The following is a 24,107-nucleotide window of genomic DNA, read 5'->3' on the forward strand; positions in this document are numbered from 1 at the left end:
CGTAGACGCGGACCAGATCGTTGACCCCGGGGGCCAGATCGTCGCCGTCGTCGCGGCTGAAGGTCAGCACGTCGATGACGACGCCGCCTTCACCGTGCGGAACCTTGAGCGAGGTGTCGCGGACTTCGCGAGCCTTCTCCTTGAAGATCGCCCGGATGAGCTTCTCTTCAGCGGTGAGCTCGGTCTCGCCCTTCGGCGTGACCTTGCCGACGAGCACGTCGCCGGGGCCGACCTCGGCGCCGACGCGGATGATGCCGCGGTCGTCGAGGTCGGCGAGCATGTCCTCGCCGACGTTCGGGATGTCGCGGGTGATCTCCTCCGGACCCAGCTTGGTGTCGCGGGCGTCGACCTCGTGCTCCTCGATGTGGATCGAGGTGAGCACGTCCTCCTGCACGAGGCGCTGCGACAGGATGATCGCGTCCTCGTAGTTGTGGCCCTGCCACGGCATGAAGGCGACCAGCAGGTTGGTGCCCAGCGCCATCTCGGCGTCGTCGGTGCACGGGCCGTCGGCGATCGGCGAGCCGACCTCGACCCGGTCGCCCTCGGCGACCAGCGGGCGCTGGTTGATGCAGGTGCCCTGGTTGGAGCGCTTGAACTTGGCCAGGCGGTAGGAGGAGTAGGTGCCGTCGTCGTTCATCGTCTCGATGAGGTCGGCGGACACCTCCTTGACCACACCGGCGGCCTCGGCGACGACCACGTCACCCGCGTCGACCGCGGCGCGGTACTCGATGCCGGTGCCGACCAGCGGGCTGTCGCTGCGGATCAGCGGCACGGCCTGGCGCTGCATGTTGGCGCCCATGAGCGCACGGTTGGCGTCGTCGTGCTCGAGGAAGGGGATCAGGGCCGTCGCGACCGACACCATCTGGCGCGGCGAGACGTCCATGTAGTCGACCTCGTCGGCGAGGAGCTCGGAGACCTCCCCGTCGCGCTGGCGCACGAGCACGCGCTCGTCCACGAAGCGGCCGTCGGCGTCGAGCGCCGCGTTGGCCTGCGCGATGACGACCCGGTCCTCGTCGTCGGCGGTGAGGTAGTCGATCTGGTCGGTGACCCGACCGTTCTCCACCTTGCGGTAGGGCGTCTCCACGAAGCCGAACGGGTTGATCCGCCCGTAGGACGCGAGCGAGCCGATCAGGCCGATGTTCGGGCCCTCAGGGGTCTCGATCGGGCACATGCGGCCGTAGTGCGAGGGGTGGACGTCGCGGACCTCCATGCCGGCGCGGTCGCGGGAGAGACCACCCGGGCCGAGCGCGGAGAGACGGCGCTTGTGGGTCAGACCGGCGATCGGGTTGGTCTGGTCCATGAACTGGCTCAGCTGCGAGGTGCCGAAGAACTCCTTCAGCGCCGCGACGACGGGCCGGATGTTGATCAGCGACTGCGGCGTGATCGCCTCGACGTCCTGGGTCGTCATCCGCTCGCGGACCACGCGCTCCATGCGCGCCAGGCCGGTGCGCAGCTGGTTCTGGATCAGCTCGCCCACGGTGCGCATGCGGCGGTTGCCGAAGTGGTCGATGTCGTCGGCGGAGATGTCGAGGGTGCCCTGGGGCGCCTCGATCTGCTCGCGGCCGTCGTGCAGCGCGACGATGTACTTGATCGCGGCGACGACGTCGTCCACGGTCAGCGTCTGCTGGTCGAAGGCCTCGGTCAGGCCGAGCTTCTTGTTGATCTTGTAGCGACCGACCTTGGCCAGGTCGTAGCGCTTGGGGTTGAAGTAGTAGTTGTTCAGCAGCGTCTGCGCGGCCTCACGCGTCGGCGGCTCGCCCGGGCGCAGCTTGCGGTAGATGTCGAGCAGCGCGTCGTCCTGACCCTGGGTGTGGTCCTTCTCCAGGGTCAGCATCATCGACGCGTACTCGCCGAACTCCTCGCGGATCTGCTCGTTGGTCCAGCCGAGGGCCTTGAGCAGCACGGTGACGTTCTGCTTGCGCTTGCGGTCGAGGCGGACGCCGACCATGTCGCGCTTGTCGATCTCGAACTCCAGCCACGCGCCACGGCTCGGGATGAGCTTGGCGGTGTAGATGTCCTTGTCGGAGGTCTTGTCGGCGGTGCGCTCGAAGTAGACACCCGGGCTGCGGACCAGCTGGGAGACCACGACGCGCTCGGTGCCGTTGATGACGAAGGTGCCCTTGGGCGTCATGAGCGGGAAGTCGCCCATGAAGACCGTCTGGCCCTTGATCTCACCGGTGTCGTTGTTGGTGAACTCGGCGGAGACGTAGAGCGGCGCGGAGTAGGTGAAGTCCTTCTCCTTGCACTCGTCCACGGAGTACTTCGGGTCGTAGAAGACCGGGTTCTCGAACGAGAGCGACATGGTCTCGGAGAAGTCCTCGATCGGGGAGATCTCCTCGAAGATCTCCTGGAGACCGGACTTCTCGGAGACGTCCTCGCCCTCGGCCCGCCGACGCTCGACCTCGGCGGTCCACTTGTCGTTGCCGACGAGCCAGTCGAAGCTGTCGGTCTGCAGGGAGAGGAGCTGGGGAACCTCGAGAGGTTCGGCGATCTTCGCGAACGAGGTGCGGCGGGAGCCGGAGGGGTTGAGCGGGGTGGAGGCAGGCGCAGCCAAGAGGGATCCTTCGACGGGTCAACTCATCGATGGCGCACGGCCCCCCACTTCGACAGCCACCGGACAGGCTGAAGAGCATTTGAGGGCAGGCGCAAAGCGCCACATTACCTGAACGTCGGGCACGCCACAAGAACGGCGTCCACTCAGATCGACGTCCCGACGAGTGTGCGGCTCCGGGGCGCCGAGGTCAAGCACCCCGGGGGCACCGATGTGGACGGCCGCACCCGCCCCCGCACGCCCGAGAGCGAGCCTGCCCGGGCCGCGCTCAGTCCGCGATGGGGGTCGTGGCCAGGTCGTCGATGAGCCATTGTCCTTCGCTGGGGACCATCGTCACAGTGACTTGATCCTTGAAGACATCGGGCTCCTCGACCTGAGCATTCGTGCGCGCCCTGTCGACGAAGAGGAGGATCTGGACGCGGTCATTCCCGGCACGCGATACAGCGCTGTCCACCACCTGTACCGGACCCACCACTGTCTCGGTCCTGGGAGCGTTCTCGGCGATCACCTCGAACAGCGGGTCGTACTTCTCCTCCTGGTAGGCCGACGTCATGTAGGAGCGCGCCGCCGCGGCGTCCTCCTCCAGGGTGCGGTAGTCGTAGGAGAGCACCGGGACGATGGCGCGCACGGCCGCGGCCCTCGCCTCCTCGGCCGACTGCTCGACCAGCGCCCCACCCTCGTCGCTGACCGGCTCGCCCGCCTGGACGGAGGCGAGGGTGGCGGTCACCACCCCCAGGGTGGCCAGGACCGCGGCGAGGACGAGCAGCCAGGCCGGCACCAGCGGGAGGCGGGACGGCGCGGTCGACCCAGGGGTCTCGTGACTCGCTGCGCTCGCACCTCGACCAGCAGCCGAGGTGGCGGTCTTCTCCCGGCGCTGGAGGCGGGGTCGCTTCCCGGCCGCAGGGGTCTCGTGGCTCGCTCCGCTCGCACCTCGACCAGCGGAAGGGGTGCTCGCACCTCGACCAGCGGAGGGGGCTCCCCCACCCGCCAGCTCGGCGTCGTACGCCGCTCGCGACTGCTCGTCGAGCAGCACCTCCGCGGCCTGGTTCAGCGAGCGGAACCGTCGCTCGGTCGGGTCGAGGTCGGCGATGCCGGCCCGCCACGCGGCGCGGATCTCCTCGGGCGAGGCGTCGGGCTCGACGTCGAGGACGTCGTACCAGCTCGGTCCGGCGCTCACTGCTGCTCCTCCGGGGCCTCGTCGGTCGGCGGGACCGCCGGGTCGTCACCGGGCGCACCGGAGGCGGCGGGATCCTCGAGGGACACGCCGGCACCCGTGACCGGGGCGAAGTCGTCGACCAGCCACTCCCCCGCAACCTTGACCAGGGTGACCCGGACCCGGAACGAAGCGGGCTCGGACTCGACCCGCTCGTCGGCCTGACGGCCGTTGCCGGGGTAGGTGTTGGTGAAGGCGCCGGCCACCAGTGCGGTCGCGGAGTCGGCGTCCATCGTCGAGACGCCGGTGCCGTAAACCTCGGCCTCACGACCGAGCTGGGCCTGCACGACGGTCTGCTCGGCCGTGCCGACCTGCGTGTCGAAATCGGCTCGGAAAGCCGGGGTGATCAGCTCGGCGACGCTCTCGCGGTACTCCGGCATGGTGCCGTCCTCGGCGAGGTCGTCGGGGCCGTAGGAGTTGACCCGGAGCATGAACTGCGAGGCGACGTCCATGACCCGCTCGCGCTCCGCGGCGACCACGTTGTCACCGGTCAGGACCGTGCCGACGCGCTCGGCCAGGTTGCCGGTCGCGCCGGAGGTGCGGGTGGCGACGAGGTAGCCGGTCCAGGCGAGCGAGCCCACGAGCACCAGGACCAGCGCGACCGTCAGCCCGAGACGGAACCCCCGCGACGCCGACGCGGCGCTGGGGGTCCCGTCCTCGGGAGAGCTTTGCTCCACGGTCACCGACCCGACGTGAGGGGCTGGAGGTACAGCCACTTCCAGGACTCCTTCCCCAGGGTGCGAGGAGCCACCGTACCGGGGGAGGACTGGGACCCAGGGACCCGGTCGCCCCAGGTGAGGCGGCCGCTGTCCGGGTCGTAGGACGCCACCACGGGGGCGTCGTAGTCGGCCGGCGCGCGGAACCGGTCGTAGACGGTGTGCGCACCACGGGCGTTGGTGACCGTCGGCGGCTCGTCGCAGCGGGCCTGCTCGTTCATCGGCCGGTTCTCGCCGTTCTGCGGCGGGCGCCGGTCGGTGCCCTCGTAACCCTCCCTGCAGATCGGTTGCGTGGTGAGGATCAGGCCGAAGTGCGCGTCGTAGAGTCCGGTCTCGGGTGTCTTGGAGACGACGGTGAAGCCGCCCTCCACCACGTAGGGGTAGATCACCAGGATCTGCTCGAGGCCGGGCAGACGGCGGCTCACGATCTCGCCCGTCGTGACGAGGTTGTTGACCAGGTCGCCCAGCTCCACCTCGTTGTCCTCGATCAGCTGCCGCAGCGCCACCGCCGCGGTCGAGCCGTTGTCGAGCAGCCGGTTGACCGCCGGGTCGGCATCGGCCAGAGCGCCGGTGAACAGTGACAGGTCCCGTGCGAAGGAGCGGATCGAGCTCTCGGAGTCGATCTGGCCTGTCAGCACGGTGTTGGCATCGCGGATCAGCGCCGTGGTGGTGTCGAAGTTGTCGTTGGCGGCGTTGATGAAGCCGTCTCCGGCATCCAGGATCTTCTGCAGGTCCTTGCCGGTGCCGGCGAAAGCCGAGCCCAGCTCGGAGACCGTGGTGCGCAGGGCGTCGAGCTCGACCGAGCCCACCGTGGTGGCCAGGTTGGTCAGCAGCCTCTCGACCTGGATCGGGGTGCGGGTGTCCTCGACGGCGATCTCCGAGCCGTCCTCGAGGTAGGGCGCCTCGTCGGAGGTCGGCTGGAGCTCGACGTACTGCTCGCCGACGGCCGACTTGTTGCCCACCAGCGCCAGGGTCTCGGCGGGGATGTCGTCGAACTCGTTGTCGATCGCGAGGTCGACGTCGACCCCCTCGTCGGTCAGCGTCATCCGCTCCACGGTGCCGATCTTGACGCCGCGGTAGGTGACCTCACCGCCGGCGAAGATCCCACCCGAGGAGGCGAAGTGCGCGGTCACGGTGTAGCTGCTGTCGTATAAGAGTCGGTCGAGCTTGGCGTAGCGCGCGCCCGTGAAGCTGACTCCGACCAGCGTGATCACCACGAAGACCAGCAGCTGCACCTTGGTGCGACGGGTGATCACGACACCACCATCCCCGGGACCATCAGGCCGACCAGGTCGGCGTCGTAGAGCTCGGTCAGCTGGGCGACGGTCGGGCCCTGCGGGGCCTTTCCGGCCGAGCCCGGCGCCGGACGGGGCAGCGGCAGGCCCGCGCCACTGTCTCCGCCGGACGTCCCGCCGAAGATGTCACCGAGCAGAGGGAGCTCGATACCACCGAGACCGGGCAGGTCGGGGAGACCCGGCACCAGGTTGAGCAAGGTGCACACCACGACGTCGGCGTTCTTGGGTCTGGCGCACTCCTCTCGGAGCTCGAGCAGGAGCGTGACGCTGTTGAGCACCTTCTGGCAAGCCTCGGACTCCAGGTTGACGCTGGCGAGGCACTCGGCCACCGCGCCGACCACGGCTGTCGGGTTGAGCTCGGTCGGCAGGATCGTGGGCAGGCTCGTGGGCACGCCGTCCAGTCCCAGGGAGAGATCCACCTCCAGCTGGACCGAGAGGTTGGTGTAGTCGCCCATGTGCAGGTTCCGGGCCACCTGCGGATCGCGGCCGACCACCTCGTCCACGAAGGGGAAGGTGAGCGCCACGTTGAAAGCCTTGACGAAGGAGTCGCCGGAGTTGGCCAGCTCGGTGAGCACCGGCTGCAGCTGCCGGATGGTCTCGATGGTGGTGTCCTTGGACTGCTGGATCACCCGGACACCCACGTCACCGAGCTCGTTGAGGGCCTGGAGCATCCGCACCAGGTCCTCGCGCTGGCTGTCCAGCGATCGCAGCGCACTGGGCAGCTCGTCGAGCGCGTCGTCGATGGTGTCCTGTTGCTGACGCACCGAGATCGCCAGCTGGTTGAGTCGCTGGATCGCCTCCACGACGTCGTCCTTGTTCTCGTCGAGCGTGCCAACCAGGGTGTCGACCTGCTGGAGCACCGAGCGGGCGGAGTCCTCGCGACCCTCCAGGGCGTTGTTGAGCTCGGAGGAGATGGTCTTCAGCTGCGCCACGCCGCCGCCATTGAGGACCAGGGACAGCGCCCCCAACACCTCCTCGACCTCGGGATTGCGACCGGTGCTCTCGATCTCGATGACGTCGCCGTCGCCGAGGCGCTCCTCGCTGCCACCAGAGGGCGGCACGTCGAGCTCGACGAACTTCTCACCGAGCAGGGAGGTCTGGCGCAGGCGCGCGACCGCGTCATCGGGCAGGTCGACGTCGCTGCGCAGCTCCATGGTCACCGTGGCGGTGTAGCCCTCGAGGTCCACGTCGGTCACCTTGCCGACCGTGATGTCGTTGACCTTCACCGTGGACTTGGGGACCAGGTCGAGCACGTCGGCGAACTGCGCGGTGATCGTGATCGGGTCCTCGCCGGTGTCGGGACCACCCGGCAGCGGAAGGGAGTAAATGTCGAACTCGCAGGCCGACAGGGTCACCGAGGCGATCATCATGCCCAGCACGAACCGGGTGCGGCGCAGCGTCGTAGAGCGCGTCATCGGGTCACCTCCACGAGACCGCCCAGCGTCGGGTCCGAGACCGGCGGGGCGAGCAGCGGCGCCGCCCCTGCGAGGGCCCCGGCGCGCGGCGTCTGGGACTGCAGCAGGTCGCACAGCGCTCGGGTCGGATCGATCTGGTTGACGGCCGTACACAGGATCAGGGCTGGATCGCTGGAGAGCTGGCCCGCGATGTTGGCGATGTTGGCGTTCGCGTCGAGGGTGCCGGCCTGCGGGTTGTAGGTCAGCGCGAGGTTGTTCAGCGCCAGCGGGGCGACCGCGAGGACCTCCTCGAGGTTGGCGCGCTGCTTGACCAGCACGCGGGCGACCCGGTTGAGCTTGGCGATGTCACGACCCAGGACGGCCTCGTTGGTGTCCACGAAGTCCTTCACTCGACCCAGAGCGGTGCCGAGGTTGTCGAGGGAGGCCACGAGCTCGTCCCGTTCACCGGCCAGCAGGTCGCTCACCGAGGCGAGCGAGGTGTTGAACTGCCGCACGGTCTCGTCGTTCTCCGCCAGCGTGCCGACGAAGGCCTGCACCTCGGTCAGGGAGGAGAAGAGCTCCTCCTTGTTCTCGTCCAGGGTCACGCTGAGGTCGCTGAAGTCGGAGATGGTCTGGTTGAACCGGGCACCCTGACCCCCGAAGTTCTCCGCGGTGACCTCGAGCAGGTCGGTGAGCGCCCCGTCCTGGTTGGCGCCGTTGGGGCCCAGGGCAACGGTGAGGTCGTCGAGGCTGTCGTAGATGTCGTCGAGCTCGAGCGGGGTGGCGGTGCGGTCTACTCCCAGGACCTCGCCGGTCTCCAGCACCTCTCCACCGGCGTAGGCCGGGGTGAGCTGGATGAACCGGTCGCCCACGATCGAGGGAGCGATGATCACCGCGGACGCGTCGGCGGGCAGCTGCACGTCGGCGTCGTAGCTCATGGTGACCAGGACCTCGGTGCCCGAGGGCGTCACCGAGTCGACGGTGCCGACGGGGACACCCAGGACGCGCACGTCGGAACCTTCGTAGACCGAGACGGTCCGAGGGAAGGATGCGGTGAGGGTCTTGCGCTCCTCGCCGCCGAAGATCGTCAGGGCGGCCGTGACGACCAGTGCGAGCACCACGAGGGGCACCGCGATCGTGCGCACGACCGACAGCACGCTACTCATCCGAGGCCACCACCATTCAGCAGGTCGGGGACCGGGGGCAGGTTCTGGATGTAGATGTCGAACCAGGGACCGGTGCCCAGGGTGTTGGCGAAGACGCGGTAGAAGGGCGCCATCAACCGCAGCGAGTCGTCGATGTTGTCCTCGTTCTTGTTGAGCACGTCGAGCGTCTCCTCGAGACTCTCCAGCGCAGGCTGGAGATCGGCCTCGGTGTCCTGCACCAGGGCAGTCAGCTCGCGGGACAGCTGGGAGGTGGAGACCAGGAGCCGGTTGACGGCGTCGCGCCGGGCCACGAGCGCCTGGAAGAGCACGTCCGCATCCCGCATGAGCTCGATGATGTCCTCGTCGCGATCGTCGAGGACCGTCGAGACCCGGTCGAGGTTCTGCAACAGGCTGTTGATCTGGTCGTTCTTCTCCGCCACGTTGGCCGACAGGGCCGAGACGCCCTCGAGGGCCCCCTGGAACTCCTCGGGAGTGTTGCGGGTCAGGTCGGCTAGCACGGTCAGCGACTGGGCCAGCTGGTCGGTGTCGATGTCGCCCGCGGTCTCGGCGAGGCCCTCGAAGGCCTCCACGACGTCGTAGGGGGAGCTGGTGCGCTCGCGCGGGATCGTCGCACCCTCCTCCATCTGGCCGGAGCCGGCGGGCTCGATGGCCAGGAACATGTCCCCGAGCAGCGTCTTGACCTTGAGGTCGGCGCGCGAGGTCGGGCCGAACTGGGACTCGGTCTTGATGCGGAAGCCGACGCGCACCTGGTTGCCGTCGAGCTCGATGCTCTCCACGGCACCCACGCGGACTCCGGCGATGCGGACCTCGTCGCCGACCTTGACGCCGCCGGCCTCGGAGAAGTTGGCGTAGTAGGTGTCCCCGCCGCCGATCAGCGGCAGGTCCTGGGCCCGGAAGCCGCCCACGAGGAGCAGCGCCAGCACGGCGATGCTGATAGCGCCGATGACGACCGGGTTGCGCTCACGGAAGGGCTTCATCCGAGGTCACACCTCGCTCCACCCACGTTGTAGTCGACCGGGACCGGCGTGCCACCGGGGAGCCGGACCCGTCCCTCGAAGTTGCAGAGGTAGAAGTTGAAGTAGGAGCCGTAGATCGCGGTCCGACCCACCTTCTCCAGCTTGATCGGGAGCACCTGCAGCGCACGGTCGAGCTCACCCTTGTTGCGGTTGATGTTGTCGGTGAAGCGGCGCAGCTGCTTGATGTCGTTGGTGAAGGGCTTGCGGATGCCGGTGACCAGCGAGGCGGTCTCCTCCGACAGCGCCGAGATCTGCTCGAGCGAGTCCAGGATCGGGCCGCGGTCCTGCTTGAGACCCTTGACCAGCTGCTTGAAGGTGAGGATCAGGTCGCTCAGCTCCTCGTCCCGGTCGGCCACCCGGTCCAGCACGTCGTCGAGGTTGACGATCAGGTCGGTGATGACCTCGTCGCGGTCCGCGAGCGTCTGGGTGACCGAGGCGGTCGAGGCCAGCAGGCTCTCGAGCGTGCCGCCCTCGCCTTGGAAGACCTGCACGATCTCGAAGGAGAGCTGGTTGAGGTCGTCGGGTGAGAGCGCCTGGAACAGCGGCTTGAAGCCGTTGAAGAGCACCGTGAGGTCGAGGGCGGGGCTGGTGTTGCGGACGTCGATGACCGCGTCCTCCTCCAGCGGCGTGGTGTCGCCCACCTGCTGGGTCAGCGAGATGTAGCGCTGCCCGACCAGGTTGCGGTAGCGGATGGCGGCGTTGGTGGCAAGGGTCACCGGCACGTCGGCGTCCACGTCGAAGCTGACCAGCGCCCGGGTGCGATCGACGATCTCGACGTCGGTGACACTGCCGACCTTCACACCCGCGACCCGCACGTCGTCGCCGGTGACCACGCCGGTGGCGTCGACGAACTCGGCCTTGTAGCTCTTGGACTCACCGAAGGTGAGGTTGCCGACCATGACCACCAGCAGGCTGGTGGCCAGGGTCGTGACCACGATGAAGACCAGCAGCCGGACGAGGTCGCCGGTGGTCTTGGCGTCGAGGAGCTTCATCGCATGCTCACCTCCGCCCCACGGGCGAGGGGACCGAGCAGCAGCGGACCGAGGTCGGGGACCTCGTCGGTGCCCACGCCCAGGCCGGGGGCGAGCAGGGACTTCAGCAGGGCGGACTCACCGGGCGTGCCGGCGTACCCCTCGCTGCTGCGGAACCACGGGCCAGGCGCGACGCGGCTCGTGCCCTTGCCGGTGGGCTCGTCGACACCGTCGTCGAAGTTGGGTTGGGCACGCACGGGGTTGTCCTGGTTCCAGGGCGGGTTCGGCAGGTTGAGGCAGGTCGGGCCACGACTCTCGCCGAAGCGCGCCTTGTCGTTGACGTTGTAGGGCCTGGGTTGGTTGCGCAACGTTTCCAGCACGATGTGCAGAGTGAAGTCGCGGAACGCTTCAGCCAGGTTGGCGCCGGCGTTCACCAGGCCCTTGAGCAAGCAGGGGTACTGGGGCGCGTACTTGGCCAGCAACGTGACGGGGTCCCGACTGACATCTCCCAGGCGGATGAGGTTGTCCCCGTTGGTCTCGAGAAAGTCCTCCGCACTCCCGGAGAAGGCCGAGACGTCGTTGAACAGCGCGTTCAGGGTGTCCTCGCGACGCTCGAGAGTGCCGAGGGTGAGGATCTGATCGCGCAGGATCTGCCCGACTTCGGGCAGCACGTCGGCGTAGATGTCGGAGAACTCCGAGGTCAGGCGCAGGTCCTCGACCAGGGCCGGCAGCTGGGGGTTGAAGCGCTTGAGATAGCTGTCGAGGGTCTCGAGGTTGTCACCGAGCTGGTCACCTCGACCCTCCAGCGCCGTCGCCAGGGCGTTCAGGGTCATGTTGAGCTCGGCGGGCTGGACCGCGCGCAGCAGCGGGAACAAGTCGTTCAGCACCGCCTCGACCTCGGTCGCAATCTGGGTCTGCTCGATGACGTCACCGGCCTGGATGGACTCCCCGCTGGAGTTCTCGGGGATCTCCAGGGAGACGTACTTCTCGCCGAAGAGCGTTTTGGGGATGATCTGACCAGTGACGTCGGCCGGGATCTGCTCCCGCTCGTCGGGGTAGAGACCCAGCGTGATCTCAGCTCCGTCACCGACGGGCTTGAAGTCGAGGACCTCACCGACGATGACGCCCCGGATCTTGACGTCGCCGCGCTCGGGCAACTGGAGGCCGAGGGTCGACGACTGCAGCGTCACCTCGTCGTACTCGGCGAACTGCTTGGTGAACACGGCGTAGGTGAGGTAGACGCCGGTGACCAGGAGCGCCAGGAAGACGACCCCGAGGATCTTGAACTGCTTCAGCATCGCCCTATCCCGCCAGTCTCACGGTCGTGGTGGTGCCCCAGATCGCCATCGACAGGAACAGGTCGATCACGTTGACGGCCACGATGGACGTCCGGACCGCCCGGCCCACGGCCACGCCCACGCCGGCTGGTCCACCGGAGGCGGTGTAGCCGTAGTAGCAGTGGATCAGGATGACGACGACGGCGAAGACCAGCACCTTGCCGAAGGACCACAGCACGTCGCCGGGCGGCAGGAACTGGTTGAAGTAGTGGTCGTAGGTGCCGGCGCTCTGGCCGTAGAACTGCGTGACCGTCAGCCGGGTCGCGAAGTACGACGACAGCAGGCCCACGACGTAGAGCGGGATGATCGCGATCAGGCCGCCGACGATGCGGGTGGAGACGAGGTACTGCATCGAGGGGATGGCCATCACCTCGACGGCGTCGATCTCCTCGGAGATGCGCATGGCGCCCAGCTGGGCGGTGAAGCCGCAGCCGACCGTGGCCGCGAGCGCGATGCCCGCGACCAGCGGGGCGATCTCGCGGGTGTTGAAGTAGGCCGAGACGAAGCCCGCGAAGGGCGCCGTGCCGATCTGGTCGAGCGCGGCGTAGCCGGAGAGACCGACCTGGCCGCCGGTGAAGAAGGTCATCGAGAGGATGACGCCCACGGTGCCGCCGATGACGGCGAGCGAGCCCGAGCCGAGGGTGACCTCGGCGAGGATCCGCAGGACCTCCTTCTGGTAGCGCACGGCGGCCTGCGGGGCCGCGGCGAGCGCACGGAGGTAGAAGGAGAGCTGCTTGCCCAGGTCGTCGAGCGACGACAGGGGGCGCGTGTAGACCGACTTGAGGTTCGCCATCGTCATCAACCCGTCTTCGGGGGGACGACCTGGAGGTAGATCGCACTGATGACGAAGTTGACGATGAACAGCAGGACGAACGTGATGACGACCGACTCGTTGACCGCGTCACCCACGCCCTTGGGTCCTCCCCCTGCGTTCATGCCCTTGTAGGCCGCCACGACCGCGGCGATGAGACCGAAGATCGCGGCCTTGACCAGGCCGACCCATAGGTCGGGCAGCTGGGCCAGCGCGGTGAAGCTGGCGATGTAGGCGCCTGGTGTGCCGTCCTGGAGCACCACGTTGAAGACGTAGCCGCCGGCCACGCCGACCACGGAGACGAGGCCGTTGAGGAAGACCGCGACCAGGATGGCGGCGAGCACGCGGGGGACGACCAGGCGCTGGATCGGGTCGATGCCCAGCACCATCATGGCGTCGAGCTCCTCGCGGATCTTGCGGGCGCCGAGGTCGGCGGCGATCGCGGAGCCGCCGGCACCGGCGATGAGCAGCGCCGTCGCGATGGGAGCGGCCTGCTGGACCACGGCGAGCACCGAGGCCGAGCCGGTGAAGGACTGGGCACCGAACTGCTTGATCAGTCCGCCGACCTGCAGCGCGATGACCGCGCCGAAGGGGATGGCCACCAGCGCGGTGGGAACGATCGTGACCGACGCGATGAACCAGGCCTGCTGGATGAACTCCCGCAGCTGGAAGGGGCGACGGAACAGGCCTCGCAGCACGTCGAGGGCGAAGGCGAAGAGCTTGCCTGCCGCTCCGACGGGGGCGAGCGCCCTGGTCGCGGTGATGGACGCCACTGGTGTCTCGTGCTCCTCAGGCGCCCGTGGTCATGGTCATGTTCTCCTCGAACGAGCCCGGCGGCGGGGTCACGCCGTGCTCGCGGCACCAGGCGCCGGGCTCCCGCTGGGAGCGGCGCGGGATGCCGTTGGAGGGCTCGAGCTGCAGCGGGATCGGCGGCAGCGGGGGCAGCTCCTGGTCGGCCTCGGCGGCGAGCTCGTCGGCGTCCTTCTCCTCGGACATGCCGATCGGGCCGACGCGCTGGGCGTTGAGGAACTGGCGCACCACGGGCTCCTCGGAGGAGAGCAGCATCTCGCGCGGGCCGAACATCGCCAGGTGCTTGTGGTAGAGCAGCCCGATGTTGTCGGGCACCGTGCGTGCGGTGTTGATGTCGTGGGTGACGATGAGGAACGTCGCGTCGATCTGGGCGTTGAGGTCGACGATGAGCTGGTTCAGGAACGCGGTGCGCACCGGGTCCAGGCCGGAGTCGGGCTCGTCGAACAGGACGATCTCGGGGTCCAGCACCAGCGCGCGGGCCAGGCCGGCGCGCTTGCGCATGCCGCCGGAGATCTCGCCGGGCCGCTTGTCCTCGGCGCCGAGGAGACCGACGAGGTCCATCTTCTCCATCACGATGGAGCGGATCTCGGACTCGGACTTCTTGGTGTGCTCGCGCAGCGGGAAGGCGACGTTGTCGTAGAGGTTCATCGAGCCGAACATCGCGCCGTCCTGGAACAGCACGCCGAACAGCTTGCGGATCTCGTAGAGCTCCTTCTCCGAGCAGGAGGCGATGTCGGTGCCCTCGATGATGATCGAGCCCTGGTCGGGCTTGAGCAGCCCGATGAGGGTCTTGAGGAAGACCGACTTGCCGGTGCCGGAGGGACCGAGCATCACGCAGATCTCGCCCGCGGGGACGGTCAGGGTGACATCACCCCAGATGAGCTGCTTGCCGAAGGACTTGCTCAGGTGCTCGACCTTGATCTCCACGCCCATGTACGTGTGCTCCTTCGTCCTGCTGCTCCCGGCGCTGCCTCCCTCGTGGCTGCGCACACCCACGAGTAACAACGCCGTTGTCGCCGCGAGGTTACGGCACTTTGTCACGCTCGTCACTGTGACTCCGTGGTTTGGGACACAACCTTGACCGACGTCCCACGGCACGTCGATGACCTGCGCAAATGCACCTCGGCCCCGCCCCCACGAGGGGGACGGGGCCGAGGTGGTGGCCGGCGCCCGAGGAGCCGGGCTACGGCCGGTGGGTCACTTGACCGAGACGGTGGCGCCGGCGGCCTCGAGGGCCTCCTTCGCCTTGTCGGCAGCGTCCTTGGTGACCTTCTCGAGGATCGGCTTGGGGGCGGCCTCGACGAGCTCCTTGGCCTCCTTCAGGCCGAGGGAGGTGAGGGCGCGCACCTCCTTGATGACGTTGATCTTCTTGTCACCAGCGGCCTCGAGGACCACGTCGAACTCGTCCTGCTCGGCAGCGGCGTCGTCGCCACCGCCGGCACCGCCGGCGGCGGGGGCGGCGGCCACGGCGACCGGGGCAGCGGCGGTGACGCCGAAGGTCTCCTCGAACTGCTTCACGAACTCGGAGAGCTCGATGAGGGTCATCTCCTTGAACGCGTCGAGGAGCTCGTCAGTGCTCAGCTTCGCCATGGTGGCGTTCCTTCCGTGTGGTGGTCGCGACCTCGTGGTCGCCACCGGGTTTCAGGTGGTGGTGTGCCGGGGTGAGCGGGTGCTCAGGCCTCGGCGGTGTCGCCCTCGTCGGAGGTCTCGGCGGCGTCGGCGGCCGGGGCCTCGTCAGCGGGGGCCTCGTCCGCGGCGTCCGCGGCAGGGGCCTCCTCGGCGGCGGCCGGGCTGTCCACATCGGACGTGGCGGCACCACCTGCGAGGATCGAGGGGTCCTGCTCGGCCTTGGCCTGGAGCGCACCCGCGAGACGGGCGGCCTGGGCCAAGGGCGCGTTGAGCAGGTAGACGGCCTGGCTGAGCGACGCGAGCATCGCACCAGCCATCTTGCCCAGGAGCACCTCACGCGACTCGAGGCTCGCCAGCTTGGCGATCTCGTCCGCGTCGAGGGGCTTGCCGTCCAGGACACCACCCTTGATCACGAGGGTGGGGTTGGCCTTGGCAAAGTCACGCAGGCCCTTGGCGGCCTCGACCACGTCGCCGTTGATGAAGGCGATCGCGGTGGGGCCGGTCAGCAGGTCGTCGAAGCCGGAGATGCCGACCTCGTTGGCGGCCAGCTTGGCCAGCGTGTTCTTGACCACGGCGTACGTGGCGTTCTCGCCGAGGGAGCGGCGGAGGTCCTGCAGCTCCTTCACGGTGAGACCGCGGTACTCGGTCAGCACGGCACCAGCGGAGGCGTTGAACGACTCAACGATCTCCGCGACGGCCGCCTGCTTGTCTGCCCGCGCCATGGGTCTCCTCACTTCTGCTGGATAGACCGCGCCAAGCACCCGTGCAAATCACGAACGCCCCGAGCGCGGGCGCTCAGGGCGTGGAACCGGCGGACCGGGACTGGCTCTGCTCACCTGCGCAGGTCGCCCGCTCTCGCGGGGCCTTCGGACCGGCTGCCGGAGCAGCCCGCCGACCGGCGGTCTCTGGTTACGAGCGTGAACTGTACGGCGGTCCACGCTCGCCCACCAAATCCGTCGGCCCTCCCCCGGGCTGGCAGGATCGGCACCATGACCGACCGCGCCCCGCTGTCCTCGCTGTCCGCCGACGAGCTCGCCGCCTTCCTGGCCGAGAAGCAGGCGGCGTACGCCGCCCTCAAGGAGCGCGGGCTGACGCTGGACCTCACCCGCGGCAAGCCGGCCAGCGACCAGCTCGACCTCTCCGAGGCACTGCTCTCGCTGCCCACCGGCCACACCGACCGCTCCGGCGCGGACGTCCGCAACTACGGCGGCCTCGAGGGCCTGCTCGAGCTGCGCGAGATGTTCGCCGAGCTGCTCGGGGTCGAGACCGCCCAGGTCATCTGCGGCGGCAACTCCAGCCTCACGATGATGCACCAGGCGCTCGTCGACCTCCTGCTCTGGGGCGGCCCCGGCTCCGAGCGCCCCTGGAAGGACGAGCCGGTCGTCAAGTTCGTCTGCCCGGTCCCCGGCTACGACCGCCACTTCTCCATGCTGGCCGACTTCGGCATCGAGATGGTCACGGTCCCCATGGACGAGGACGGGCCCGACGTCGACGCCGTCCGCGCCCTCGTCGCCGACGACCCCGCCGTCAAGGGGCTGTGGATCGTCCCGACCTACGCCAACCCCACCGGCGCGGTCTGCTCGGTCGAGGTCGCCACCGCCCTCATGTCCATGCCCACCGCCGCCCCGGACTTCCGGGTCTTCTGGGACAACGCCTACGCGCTGCACCACCTGACCGACACCGAGGTCAAGAGCGCCGACGCCCTGTCCATCGCCGCCGCCAACGGTCACCCCGACCGCCCGATCATGTTCGCCTCGACCTCGAAGATCACCTTCGCCGGCGCCGGCGTGGCCGTGATGGCCATGTCGGAGACCAACAAGGCCTGGTTCCTGAAGCACCTCGGCATGGCCTCCATCGGCCCCGACAAGGTCAACCACCTGCGCCACGTCGAGTTCTTCGGCGACGCCGACGGTGTCCGCGCCCACATGCGCAAGCACCGCGAGCTCATCGCCCCGAAGTTCGCCGCCGTCCAGGACGCCCTGGCCAGCGAGCTCGAGGGCCTCGAGGTCGCCGAGTGGACCCAGCCCACCGGCGGCTACTTCGTCAACCTCGACGTCATGGACGGCACCGCCACCCGGGTCGTGCAGCTGGCCAAGGAGGCCGGCATCGCCCTCACCCCCGCCGGCGCCTCCTTCCCCCACGGCCAGGACCCCCGCGACCGCAACATCCGCCTCGCTCCGACCTTCCCGCCCCTGGACCAGGTCGAGACCGCCATGGCCGGCGTCGCCACCTGTGTGGCCCTCGCCGCCGCCGAGGCGCTCACCAAGCGGTAGACGACAGCCACCCCGCGACACAGCCCACCCGGCCCCGACCACCGCGCACAGCGGGGGTCGGGGCCGGTGCGTCGCCCCCGGCGCCGACGGGCGGGCGCACGGACGTGGGGCAGGCCCGAGCGCGCCCCCGGAGGAGCGTGGATGGGACTGGCCCCCTTCTCGTGAGGGACGAACGAGAAGGGTGGGTGCGACGAAGGGGGTGGGCTCGGGCCTGCCCCACGTCCGCCGGGGCCCGCCCGACGGCGCCGCGCCGCGGCGCACCGGCCCCGACCCCCGCCCCACCGACCCCCGCCCCACCGACAACTCCCACCACCCCGTCGAGCGACACGAAGGCCCGGCCCCCGCGAGGGGGCCGGGCCTTCGGCGTACTGCTGTGTCCGGGTGGACTCAGGCGCTGGGCGCCTCGTCCTCGACGGCGACGTTCTTCACGCGGTTGGGGTCGACCTGGATGCCGGGGCCCATCGTCGTGGAGACGGTGATCTTCTTGATGTAGCGGCCCTTGGAGCTGGCCGGCTTGAGCCGCAGCACCTCCTCGAGGGCGGCGGCGTAGTTCTCGGCGAGGTTGACCTCGGAGAAGGACGCCTTGCCGATGATGAAGTGCAGGTTGGCGTGGCGGTCGACACGGAACTCGATCTTGCCGCCCTTGATGTCCGTCACGGCCTTGGCCGGGTCGGGGGTGACCGTGCCGGTCTTGGGGTTCGGCATGAGGCCACGGGGACCGAGCACGCGGCCGAGGCGGCCGACCTTGCCCATGAGGTCCGGGGTCGCGACCACGGCGTCGAAGTCGAGGTAGCCGCCGGCCACCTTCTCGATCAGCTCGTCGCCACCGACCTCGTCCGCACCGGCGTCGAGGGCGGCCTGCGCCTTGTCACCGACGGCGAAGACGAGGACCTTGGCGGTCTTGCCGGTGCCGTGGGGCAGGTTGACGGTGCCGCGCACCATCTGGTCGGCCTTGCGGGGGTCGACGCCGAGACGCATGACGACGTCGACGGTCTCGTCGAACTTCTTCTTCGAGGAGGTCTTGGCGATCTTGATCGCGGCGAGCGGGGCGAAGACCTCGTTCTTGTCGAACGAGGCGGCCGCTGCGCGGTAGGTCTTGCTGCGCTGCATGTCTGGGTTCCTTCTTCTGTGATCCAGGTGTGGTCGCTCGGGCCAGCGCGGCCCTGCCACAGGGGTACGACGTCGGCTGACGTCGGTGTCCGACCGGGCGGAGCCCGGGGACGTCAGTCGGTCGTGATGCCCATCGAGCGGGCGGTGCCCTCGACGATCTTCATGGCGGCCTCGACGTCGTTGGCGTTGAGGTCGGGCAGCTTGGTCTGGGCGATCTCGCGCACCTGGTCCTTGGTCAGCGAGCCGACCTTGTCCTTGTGCGGGACCGAGGAACCCTTCTGCAGGCCGGCGGCCTTCTTGATCAGCTCGGAGGCCGGCGGCGTCTTCGTGATGAAGTCGAAGGTCCGGTCCTCGTAGATCGTGATCTCGACCGGGATGACGTTGCCGCGCAGGGACTCGGTCTGGGCGTTGTACGCCTTGCAGAAGTCCATGATGTTGACGCCGTGGGGACCGAGGGCGGTACCGACCGGCGGGGCCGGCGAGGCGGCGCCGGCCTGGAGCTGCACCTTGACCAGGGCAGCGATCTTCTTCTTCGGAGGCATGCTGCTTCTCTTTCCTACTCGTGGTCATGTCGAGGACGCCGTGTGCGTCCTCTGCCACCTGCGCCCCGCGGGGCGCAGCGAACAGTGTGGGACGGGAGGGTTCCCCGACCCAAATCCGGGCGGGGCCGGCTCAGACCTTCTGCACCTGGCTGAAGGAGAGCTCGACGGGGGTCTCGCGACCGAAGATCTCCACGAGCGCCTTGACGCGCTGGCTCTCGGCATTGATCTCGGTGATCGTGGCGTGGAGCGTGGCGAAGGGCCCGTCGACGACCATGACGGAGTCGGAGACGGCGAAGTCGGCCACCTCGACCGGCTTCTTGGCGGTGGTGGCGCTGCCGGCGGGGGCGGTGCCAGCGGCGACGGCCTCGGCCTGGGCACGGGCCACGACCGCGGGGGCGAGCATGTCCTCGACCTCACCCATGGTCAGCGGCACCGGCTGGTGGGAGTTGCCGACGAAGCCGGTGACCGAGGGCGTGTGGCGCACCGCGGACCAGGACTCGTCGGTGAGGTCCATGCGGACCAGCACGTAGCCGGGGAGGACGGTGCGCTTGACCATCTTGCGCTGGCCGTTCTTGATCTCCGCGACCTCCTCGGTGGGGACCACGATCTCGTGGATGTAGTCCTCCATGTTGAGGGAGATGGCGCGGTTCTCCAGGTTCTGCTTCACCCGGTTCTCCATGCCGGAGTAGGTGTGCACGACGAACCAGTCGCCCGGCTTGGCCCACAGCTCGCGGCGGAAGCGCTCGAGCGGGTCGTCCTCGTCGGGCTCGTCCGCGGCGTCCTCGTCGTCGGCGTCGGCGTCGTCGGCCTGGTCCTCGGCGTCGGAGGCCTCGACGTCGAGGTCGGCGTCCGCCCCGTCGCCGTCGACCTCGTCGGCCTGGGCGGTCGCGTCGTCGGCGCCCTCGGGGGCGTCGGTGTCGGCGGCGCCCGCGTCCAGGGACTCGTCGGTCTCGGCGGGGTCGAACTGCTCAGTCACGTCCTGCTCCATCACGTCGTACGTCGCTCCCGGCGCTGCGGCCGGGGACGGTGCGGGCGGCTGCCCGCGGGTGGTCGGTGGGGCCCTACTCGGCGTTGCCGCCGAAGACGGCGAAGGCCAGGCGACCCAGACCGAGGTCCAGGGAGGCGATGATGGCCATCATCACCAGCACGAAGACCATCACCACGAAGAAGTAGGTGACCAGCTGCTCCTGCGTCGGGTAGACGACCTTGCGCAGCTCGGCGACGACCTGCCGGTAGAAGGTCACCGGGCTGGTGCGCGCGGGCTTCTCGTCGCGGACCGCGTTCTGTTCGCTCACGCCGGTCACCTCTCCCTGTCCTCGTGCTGCTGGCTGGTGCTGCCTGGTCCTGCTCGATCGGTGCTGCTGGTGCTGCTGCGCCACCGGCCGGGACCGGTGACGTGGAGCAGGGCACGAGGGACTTGAACCCCCAACCTTCGGTTTTGGAGACCGATGCTCTGCCAGTTGAGCTAGTGCCCTCCGACGACCTCCCCGGGGGCATGCCGAAGCATGCGGGGAGACCACCAAGCGGGGAGTCTACGGGTCGGCTCCGCGCGCCGTCCAAACGCCTCGCGCCGGGAGCCGTCGGGCAGGTGGCGTCGGACCGGTGCCGGGGAGGCGGGGCCGGCCGTCGGCGTGCGCCGCCTAGGGTGGCGCCGTGCGCGACCTCCACACCCTGCCCAAGGCGCACCTGCACCTGCACTTCACCGGCTCGATGCGCCACCAGACGTTGCTGGAGCTGGCCGAGCGCGACCGGATCGCGCTGCCGGACTCGCTGGTCGAGGAGTGGCCGCCGCACCTGTCGGCGGCCGACGAGAAGGGCTGGTTCCGCTTCCAGCGGCTCTACGACGTGGCGCGCTCGGTGCTGCGGACCGAGGGGGACGTGCGACGGCTCGTGCTCGAGGCCGCCGAGGACGACGTGCGCGACGGCGGACGCTGGCTGGAGATCCAGGTCGACCCCAGCGGCTACGCGGCACGCTTCGGCGGGATCACCGCGTTCACCGACCTCGTGCTGGACGCGGTCGCCGACGCCTCGCGCACGACCGGGCTGGGGATGGCGGTGGTCATCGCCGCCAACCGCACCCGGCACCCGATGGATGCGCGGACACTGGCGCGGCTGGCGGCGCAGTACGCCGGTCGCGGGGTCGTCGGGTTCGGGCTGTCCAACGACGAGCGGCGTGGCACGACCTCGGAGTTCGGCCCGGCCTTCGCGATCGCTGAGCGGGCCGGGCTGGCGCTGGTCCCCCACGGCGGCGAGCTGCTCGGAGCCGACCACGTGAGCACCTGCCTGGACCACCTGCACGCGGACCGGTTGGGCCACGGGGTGCGCTCGGCCGAGGACCCGGCCGTGCTGGAGCGGGTCGTGGCGGCCGGGGTGGCGCTCGAGGTCTGCCCGGTCTCCAACGTGGCGCTCGGCGTCTACTCCGACCTCACCTCGGTGCCGCTGCCGGACCTGCTGGCGGCGGGCGCGACCGTCGCGCTGGGGGCCGACGACCCGCTGCTCTTCGGGTCCCAGCTGGCCGCGCAGTACGCCACGATGCGTGCCGCCCACGACCTCGACGACGCGACGCTCGCCGAGCTGGCCCGGATGTCGGTGCGGGCCTCGCGGGCACCCTCGGACGTGCGGCAGCGGGTGCTGGCCGAGATCGACGCCTGGCTCGCCGCCGAGGACACCTCGGGCGAGCGGACCTGACGGCTGCCCCGGCGGGTCGGGAGCCGGCCCGGCCCCGGCCCCGGCGGGCAACCCCACGGGCGGACGCCCCGGCGGGGGCGGTGAGAGGATGCCGACGTGAGCGAGTCGGACGACCAGAACACGCCCTGGACCCACCAGCCCTACGGCAGCGGACCGGGCGAGCCCGACCGCAGCCCCCAGGAGCCGCCGCGGCAGCCCGAGCAGGCCCAGCCTCCGGCGTACCCGACCAACCCCTACGGCGACCCGCAGGCGGGTCCCGGCCAGCCGTACCAGCAGCCGTACGCCCAGCCCGGCTACCCGCAGCAGGGCTACGGCCAGGGGTACGCGCAGGGGTACGCGCAGCCGTTCCCCTCGACGCCCAACCACCCCTCCGCCAACACCGCGCTCGTGCTGGGGATCGTCGCGCTCGGCGGCGGCTTTGTGTGCGGCCTGCCGATCCTGGCCGGGCCCTTCGCGTGGTACGTGGGCGCGAAGGTGAAGCGCGAGATCGACGCCGAGCCGATGCGCTACGGCGGCCGCAGCGAGGCGAACGCGGGCATGATCCTCGGGATCGTGGCGACCTCGCTGCTGGCGCTGGCGGTGCTCACCATCGTGGTGGTCATCGCGATCGCGGCCGGCACGTCGGTCTAGCTCATCGACCGGAAGTGACGACTCGGGGGTTCGTTCCTGACGGGTCGGCGGTTCGTTCCTGACTGCTCGGCGGGTCAGAGCTCGCAGCCGAGGAGCACCGGCTCGTTGACGAGTCGTACGCCGAAGCGCTGCTCGACCCGGTCGCGCACCTCGCGGGCGAGGGCCAGCAGGTCGGCGGTCGTGGCACCGCCGCGGTTGGTGAGCGCGAGGGTGTGCTTGGTCGACAGGGTGGCCCGGCCACCGGTGACCTCCGCGCCCCAGCCCTTGCCGAGCCCGGCGTGCTCGATCAGCCACGCGGCGCTGGTCTTGACGGTGCCGTCGGGCTGCGGCCAGACGGGCGCACCCGCGGGCACGTCGGCGGGGTCGAGGACGGGGTTGGTGAAGAAGGAGCCGGCGCTCCACGTGTCGTGGTCGGGCTCGTCGAGGACCATCCCCTTGCCGCGGCGCAGCGCGAGGACCGCGGCGCGCACGTCGGCGAGAGGAGCGCGGGCTCCGGTCTCGACCCCGAGGGCGCGGGCCAGCTCGGCGTACGCGACCGGGGCGCCGAGGGTGCCCAGGCGCAGCTGGAAGGTCACCGAGACCACGACGTACCGGCCGGGCTCGGCCTTGAAGCGGGAGTGGCGGTAGCCGAAGCCGCAGTCGGCGTGGGCGAAGGTGCGCCAGGCGCGCTCGACCCGGTCCCAGGTGCGCACCGACGCGACGGTCTGGGAGACGTCCTGGCCGTAGGCACCGACGTTCTGGACGGGCGTGGCCCCGACGGAGCCCGGGATGCCGGAGAGCGCCTCGACGCCGACCCAGCCCCGCTCGACCGCGGTGGCGACGAAGCCGTCCCAGGACTCCCCCGCGGCGACGGTGACCATCGCACCGCCGCAGGTCGGGGCTGCGTCGGAGGGCCCGTCGACGTCGGAGGCGATCCCGGTGGTGGCGACCTCGACGACCGTGCCGGCGAATCCCTCGTCGGCCACGACCAGGTTGCTGCCGCCGCCGAGCACGAGCAGGGGCTCGCCGGCCTCGTCGGCGGCGCGGACCGCGGCGACGAGCTCGTCGTCGGTGCGGGCGACCACCCAGCGCCGCGCCGGGCCGCCGAGGCGCAGGGTGGTGCGCTCGGCCAGGAGCCGCTCGGTCGCCGGGGCGAGGTCAGGCACGGCGCAGGACCGCCTTCGGCATGCCGAGGACCTTCTGCCCCTCGTGGGTGACGGTGAGCGCGACGGTGGTCAGGCCGTCCTCGCCGCCCTTCTCCTCACCGGCCACGACAACCTCGGCGCCGCCCTCGGCGGGCACGACGACCGGGGAGGTGAACTTGCAGCCGAGGGAGACGACCTCGTGGTCGGGGAACCAGTCGGCGACGGCGCGGGCGGCCAGGGCCAGGGTGTACATCCCGTGGGCGATCACGCCGGGCAGGCCGACGGAGGCGGCGACGGCCTCGTCCTGGTGGATCGGGTTGTGGTCGCCGCTGGCGGCGGCGTACGCCACGAGGTCGGCGCGGGTGATGGTGAAGGTGCGCGGCTCCAGGCTCATGCCCCGCCCCCGTCCGCGCGGTGGACCAGGGTCGCGCCGGTCGTGCAGACCAGGGCCCCGGTGGCGTCGGTGACCTCGCTCGTGGTGCCGATGATGTCGTTGCCACCGATCTGGCGCAGCGAGGTGACGGTGAGGGTCGCGGTCAGCTCGTCGCCCTCGACCACCGGGCGCTCGTAGGCGAAGCGCTGCTCGCCGTGGACGATGCGGTGCAGCGCGACCTGCTCGGCCTCGAGGAAGGCGTTCATCGCCTCGAAGGCCGTCACGATCGGGAAGGTCGCCGGCGCCGGACCGCCGGTCCACGCACCGCCCGTCGCGGCCGCGAAGGCGCGCAGGGCCTCGGCGGTCACGGCATAGGGTCGGGTGGGTGGGAAGCTCCGACCGACGATCGAGGGGTCCACGGGCATGGCTCCAACCTAGGCGATCCCGTGCGGCCGCCC

Annotated in this window: 24 protein-coding genes and 1 tRNA gene; 3 read left to right on the forward strand and 22 right to left on the reverse strand. The window is 69.9% G+C overall.

Annotated features, from left to right (window positions below):
* The 14 genes from rpoB to rplJ all read right to left on the reverse strand — a co-directional run.
* Positions 1 to 2,554, reverse strand: a 2,554-nt coding sequence (gene rpoB / locus Q1V71_RS05045) for a DNA-directed RNA polymerase subunit beta (RefSeq protein WP_300641351.1), incomplete at its 3' end; no start/stop codon positions are given.
* Positions 2,555 to 2,819: 265 nt separating this feature from the next.
* Complete coding sequence (locus Q1V71_RS05050) at positions 2,820 to 3,728, reverse strand: J domain-containing protein (protein ID WP_300641353.1); 909 nt, start codon at positions 3,726 to 3,728, stop codon at positions 2,820 to 2,822.
* The gene (locus Q1V71_RS05055; protein WP_300641354.1) at positions 3,725 to 4,441 is read right to left on the reverse strand and encodes a hypothetical protein; all 717 of its coding nucleotides are present in this window, start codon (positions 4,439 to 4,441) and stop codon (positions 3,725 to 3,727) included. Before Q1V71_RS05055 ends, Q1V71_RS05050 begins: the two co-directional genes overlap by 4 nt.
* A gap of 2 nt (positions 4,442 to 4,443) precedes the next feature.
* The gene (locus tag Q1V71_RS05060) at positions 4,444 to 5,736 is read right to left on the reverse strand and encodes an MCE family protein (RefSeq protein WP_300641355.1); all 1,293 of its coding nucleotides are present in this window, start codon (positions 5,734 to 5,736) and stop codon (positions 4,444 to 4,446) included.
* Positions 5,733 to 7,190 (reverse strand): MCE family protein, encoded by a 1,458-nt coding sequence (locus Q1V71_RS05065; RefSeq protein ID WP_300641357.1) that lies wholly within the window; start codon positions 7,188 to 7,190, stop codon positions 5,733 to 5,735. Before Q1V71_RS05065 ends, Q1V71_RS05060 begins: the two co-directional genes overlap by 4 nt.
* Entirely contained in the window at positions 7,187 to 8,335 is a 1,149-nt protein-coding gene (locus Q1V71_RS05070) for an MCE family protein (RefSeq protein ID WP_300641359.1), read from the reverse strand. The genes Q1V71_RS05065 and Q1V71_RS05070 overlap by 4 nt, the downstream gene beginning before the upstream one ends.
* Positions 8,332 to 9,312, reverse strand: coding sequence for an MCE family protein (locus Q1V71_RS05075; protein WP_300641361.1), 981 nt, complete (start codon positions 9,310 to 9,312; stop codon positions 8,332 to 8,334). The genes Q1V71_RS05070 and Q1V71_RS05075 overlap by 4 nt, the downstream gene beginning before the upstream one ends.
* Entirely contained in the window at positions 9,309 to 10,343 is a 1,035-nt protein-coding gene (locus Q1V71_RS05080; protein ID WP_300641363.1) for an MCE family protein, read from the reverse strand. Before Q1V71_RS05080 ends, Q1V71_RS05075 begins: the two co-directional genes overlap by 4 nt.
* Positions 10,340 to 11,620 (reverse strand): MCE family protein, encoded by a 1,281-nt coding sequence (locus Q1V71_RS05085; RefSeq protein ID WP_300641365.1) that lies wholly within the window; start codon positions 11,618 to 11,620, stop codon positions 10,340 to 10,342. The genes Q1V71_RS05080 and Q1V71_RS05085 overlap by 4 nt, the downstream gene beginning before the upstream one ends.
* A 4-nt stretch (positions 11,621 to 11,624) precedes the next feature.
* Positions 11,625 to 12,452 (reverse strand): ABC transporter permease, encoded by an 828-nt coding sequence (locus Q1V71_RS05090; protein WP_300641503.1) that lies wholly within the window; start codon positions 12,450 to 12,452, stop codon positions 11,625 to 11,627.
* A gap of 5 nt (positions 12,453 to 12,457) precedes the next feature.
* Entirely contained in the window at positions 12,458 to 13,243 is a 786-nt protein-coding gene (locus Q1V71_RS05095; RefSeq protein WP_300641367.1) for an ABC transporter permease, read from the reverse strand.
* Positions 13,244 to 13,259: 16 nt separating this feature from the next.
* Complete coding sequence (locus Q1V71_RS05100) at positions 13,260 to 14,213, reverse strand: ABC transporter ATP-binding protein (protein WP_300641504.1); 954 nt, start codon at positions 14,211 to 14,213, stop codon at positions 13,260 to 13,262.
* 264 nt (positions 14,214 to 14,477) lie between these two features.
* Entirely contained in the window at positions 14,478 to 14,870 is a 393-nt protein-coding gene (gene rplL, locus Q1V71_RS05105) for a 50S ribosomal protein L7/L12 (RefSeq protein ID WP_300641369.1), read from the reverse strand.
* Positions 14,871 to 14,953: 83 nt separating this feature from the next.
* Positions 14,954 to 15,631 carry a 50S ribosomal protein L10 gene (gene rplJ / locus Q1V71_RS05110; protein ID WP_300641371.1) on the reverse strand — a complete coding sequence of 226 codons (678 nt, stop codon included), beginning with the start codon at positions 15,629 to 15,631 and terminating at the stop codon, positions 14,954 to 14,956.
* A 267-nt stretch (positions 15,632 to 15,898) separates the two neighbouring features.
* On the opposite strand from rplJ, the gene Q1V71_RS05115 reads away from it, so the two are divergent.
* The gene (locus Q1V71_RS05115) at positions 15,899 to 17,182 is read left to right on the forward strand and encodes an aminotransferase class I/II-fold pyridoxal phosphate-dependent enzyme (protein ID WP_300641373.1); all 1,284 of its coding nucleotides are present in this window, start codon (positions 15,899 to 15,901) and stop codon (positions 17,180 to 17,182) included.
* Between the two features lie 387 nt (positions 17,183 to 17,569).
* Here Q1V71_RS05115 and rplA read toward each other — a convergent pair whose 3' ends face one another.
* From rplA to Q1V71_RS05140, 5 genes are all read right to left on the reverse strand, one after another.
* Positions 17,570 to 18,292, reverse strand: a complete 723-nt coding sequence (gene rplA, locus Q1V71_RS05120; protein WP_300641375.1) for a 50S ribosomal protein L1 — start codon at positions 18,290 to 18,292, stop codon at positions 17,570 to 17,572.
* Between the two features lie 113 nt (positions 18,293 to 18,405).
* Positions 18,406 to 18,834 carry a 50S ribosomal protein L11 gene (gene rplK, locus Q1V71_RS05125; protein ID WP_300641377.1) on the reverse strand — a complete coding sequence of 143 codons (429 nt, stop codon included), beginning with the start codon at positions 18,832 to 18,834 and terminating at the stop codon, positions 18,406 to 18,408.
* Between the two features lie 130 nt (positions 18,835 to 18,964).
* Entirely contained in the window at positions 18,965 to 19,810 is an 846-nt protein-coding gene (gene nusG / locus Q1V71_RS05130; RefSeq protein WP_300641379.1) for a transcription termination/antitermination protein NusG, read from the reverse strand.
* Positions 19,811 to 19,895: 85 nt separating this feature from the next.
* Positions 19,896 to 20,129, reverse strand: a complete 234-nt coding sequence (secE, locus tag Q1V71_RS05135; RefSeq protein WP_300641381.1) for a preprotein translocase subunit SecE — start codon at positions 20,127 to 20,129, stop codon at positions 19,896 to 19,898.
* A gap of 107 nt (positions 20,130 to 20,236) precedes the next feature.
* Positions 20,237 to 20,309 (reverse strand) — tRNA-Trp (locus Q1V71_RS05140).
* 178 nt (positions 20,310 to 20,487) lie between these two features.
* Between Q1V71_RS05140 and Q1V71_RS05145 the strand changes: the two genes are divergently transcribed.
* Together Q1V71_RS05145 and Q1V71_RS05150 are read left to right on the forward strand one after the other, a co-directional pair.
* Entirely contained in the window at positions 20,488 to 21,522 is a 1,035-nt protein-coding gene (locus tag Q1V71_RS05145) for an adenosine deaminase (RefSeq protein ID WP_300641383.1), read from the forward strand.
* 96 nt (positions 21,523 to 21,618) lie between these two features.
* The gene (locus Q1V71_RS05150; RefSeq protein ID WP_300641385.1) at positions 21,619 to 22,152 is read left to right on the forward strand and encodes a DUF4190 domain-containing protein; all 534 of its coding nucleotides are present in this window, start codon (positions 21,619 to 21,621) and stop codon (positions 22,150 to 22,152) included.
* Positions 22,153 to 22,226: 74 nt separating this feature from the next.
* Here Q1V71_RS05150 and Q1V71_RS05155 read toward each other — a convergent pair whose 3' ends face one another.
* Genes Q1V71_RS05155 through Q1V71_RS05165 form a run of 3 tightly spaced genes read right to left on the reverse strand, consistent with a single transcriptional unit; the run spans position 22,227 to position 24,074 of the window.
* Complete coding sequence (locus Q1V71_RS05155) at positions 22,227 to 23,297, reverse strand: UDP-N-acetylmuramate dehydrogenase (RefSeq protein ID WP_300641387.1); 1,071 nt, start codon at positions 23,295 to 23,297, stop codon at positions 22,227 to 22,229.
* Entirely contained in the window at positions 23,290 to 23,670 is a 381-nt protein-coding gene (locus Q1V71_RS05160) for a MaoC/PaaZ C-terminal domain-containing protein (protein ID WP_300641389.1), read from the reverse strand. The genes Q1V71_RS05155 and Q1V71_RS05160 overlap by 8 nt, the downstream gene beginning before the upstream one ends.
* Positions 23,667 to 24,074 (reverse strand): MaoC family dehydratase N-terminal domain-containing protein, encoded by a 408-nt coding sequence (locus Q1V71_RS05165; protein ID WP_300641391.1) that lies wholly within the window; start codon positions 24,072 to 24,074, stop codon positions 23,667 to 23,669. Before Q1V71_RS05165 ends, Q1V71_RS05160 begins: the two co-directional genes overlap by 4 nt.
* Between the last annotated feature and the right edge of the window lie 33 nt (positions 24,075 to 24,107).

This window comes from Nocardioides sp., from assembly GCF_030149505.1.
In the GTDB taxonomy this organism is placed as follows: domain Bacteria; phylum Actinomycetota; class Actinomycetes; order Propionibacteriales; family Nocardioidaceae; genus Nocardioides.

Excerpts from the sequence above, each read along its gene's own strand:
- Q1V71_RS05065 (WP_300641357.1), bottom strand. The coding sequence starts at position 7,190 with ATGACGCGCTCTACGACGCTGCGCCGCACCCGGTTCGTGCTGGGCATG.
- Q1V71_RS05070 (WP_300641359.1), bottom strand. The coding sequence starts at position 8,335 with ATGAGTAGCGTGCTGTCGGTCGTGCGCACGATCGCGGTGCCCCTCGTG.
- Q1V71_RS05075 (WP_300641361.1), bottom strand. The coding sequence starts at position 9,312 with ATGAAGCCCTTCCGTGAGCGCAACCCGGTCGTCATCGGCGCTATCAGC.
- Q1V71_RS05080 (WP_300641363.1), bottom strand. The coding sequence starts at position 10,343 with ATGAAGCTCCTCGACGCCAAGACCACCGGCGACCTCGTCCGGCTGCTG.
- Q1V71_RS05085 (WP_300641365.1), bottom strand. The coding sequence starts at position 11,620 with ATGCTGAAGCAGTTCAAGATCCTCGGGGTCGTCTTCCTGGCGCTCCTG.
- Q1V71_RS05090 (WP_300641503.1), bottom strand. The coding sequence starts at position 12,452 with ATGGCGAACCTCAAGTCGGTCTACACGCGCCCCCTGTCGTCGCTCGAC.
- Q1V71_RS05100 (WP_300641504.1), bottom strand. The coding sequence starts at position 14,213 with ATGGGCGTGGAGATCAAGGTCGAGCACCTGAGCAAGTCCTTCGGCAAG.
- rplL (WP_300641369.1), bottom strand. The coding sequence starts at position 14,870 with ATGGCGAAGCTGAGCACTGACGAGCTCCTCGACGCGTTCAAGGAGATG.
- rplJ (WP_300641371.1), bottom strand. The coding sequence starts at position 15,631 with ATGGCGCGGGCAGACAAGCAGGCGGCCGTCGCGGAGATCGTTGAGTCG.
- Q1V71_RS05115 (WP_300641373.1), top strand. The coding sequence starts at position 15,899 with ATGACCGACCGCGCCCCGCTGTCCTCGCTGTCCGCCGACGAGCTCGCC.
- rplA (WP_300641375.1), bottom strand. The coding sequence starts at position 18,292 with ATGCAGCGCAGCAAGACCTACCGCGCAGCGGCCGCCTCGTTCGACAAG.
- rplK (WP_300641377.1), bottom strand. The coding sequence starts at position 18,834 with ATGCCTCCGAAGAAGAAGATCGCTGCCCTGGTCAAGGTGCAGCTCCAG.
- Q1V71_RS05160 (WP_300641389.1), bottom strand. The coding sequence starts at position 23,670 with ATGAGCCTGGAGCCGCGCACCTTCACCATCACCCGCGCCGACCTCGTG.
- Q1V71_RS05165 (WP_300641391.1), bottom strand. The coding sequence starts at position 24,074 with ATGCCCGTGGACCCCTCGATCGTCGGTCGGAGCTTCCCACCCACCCGA.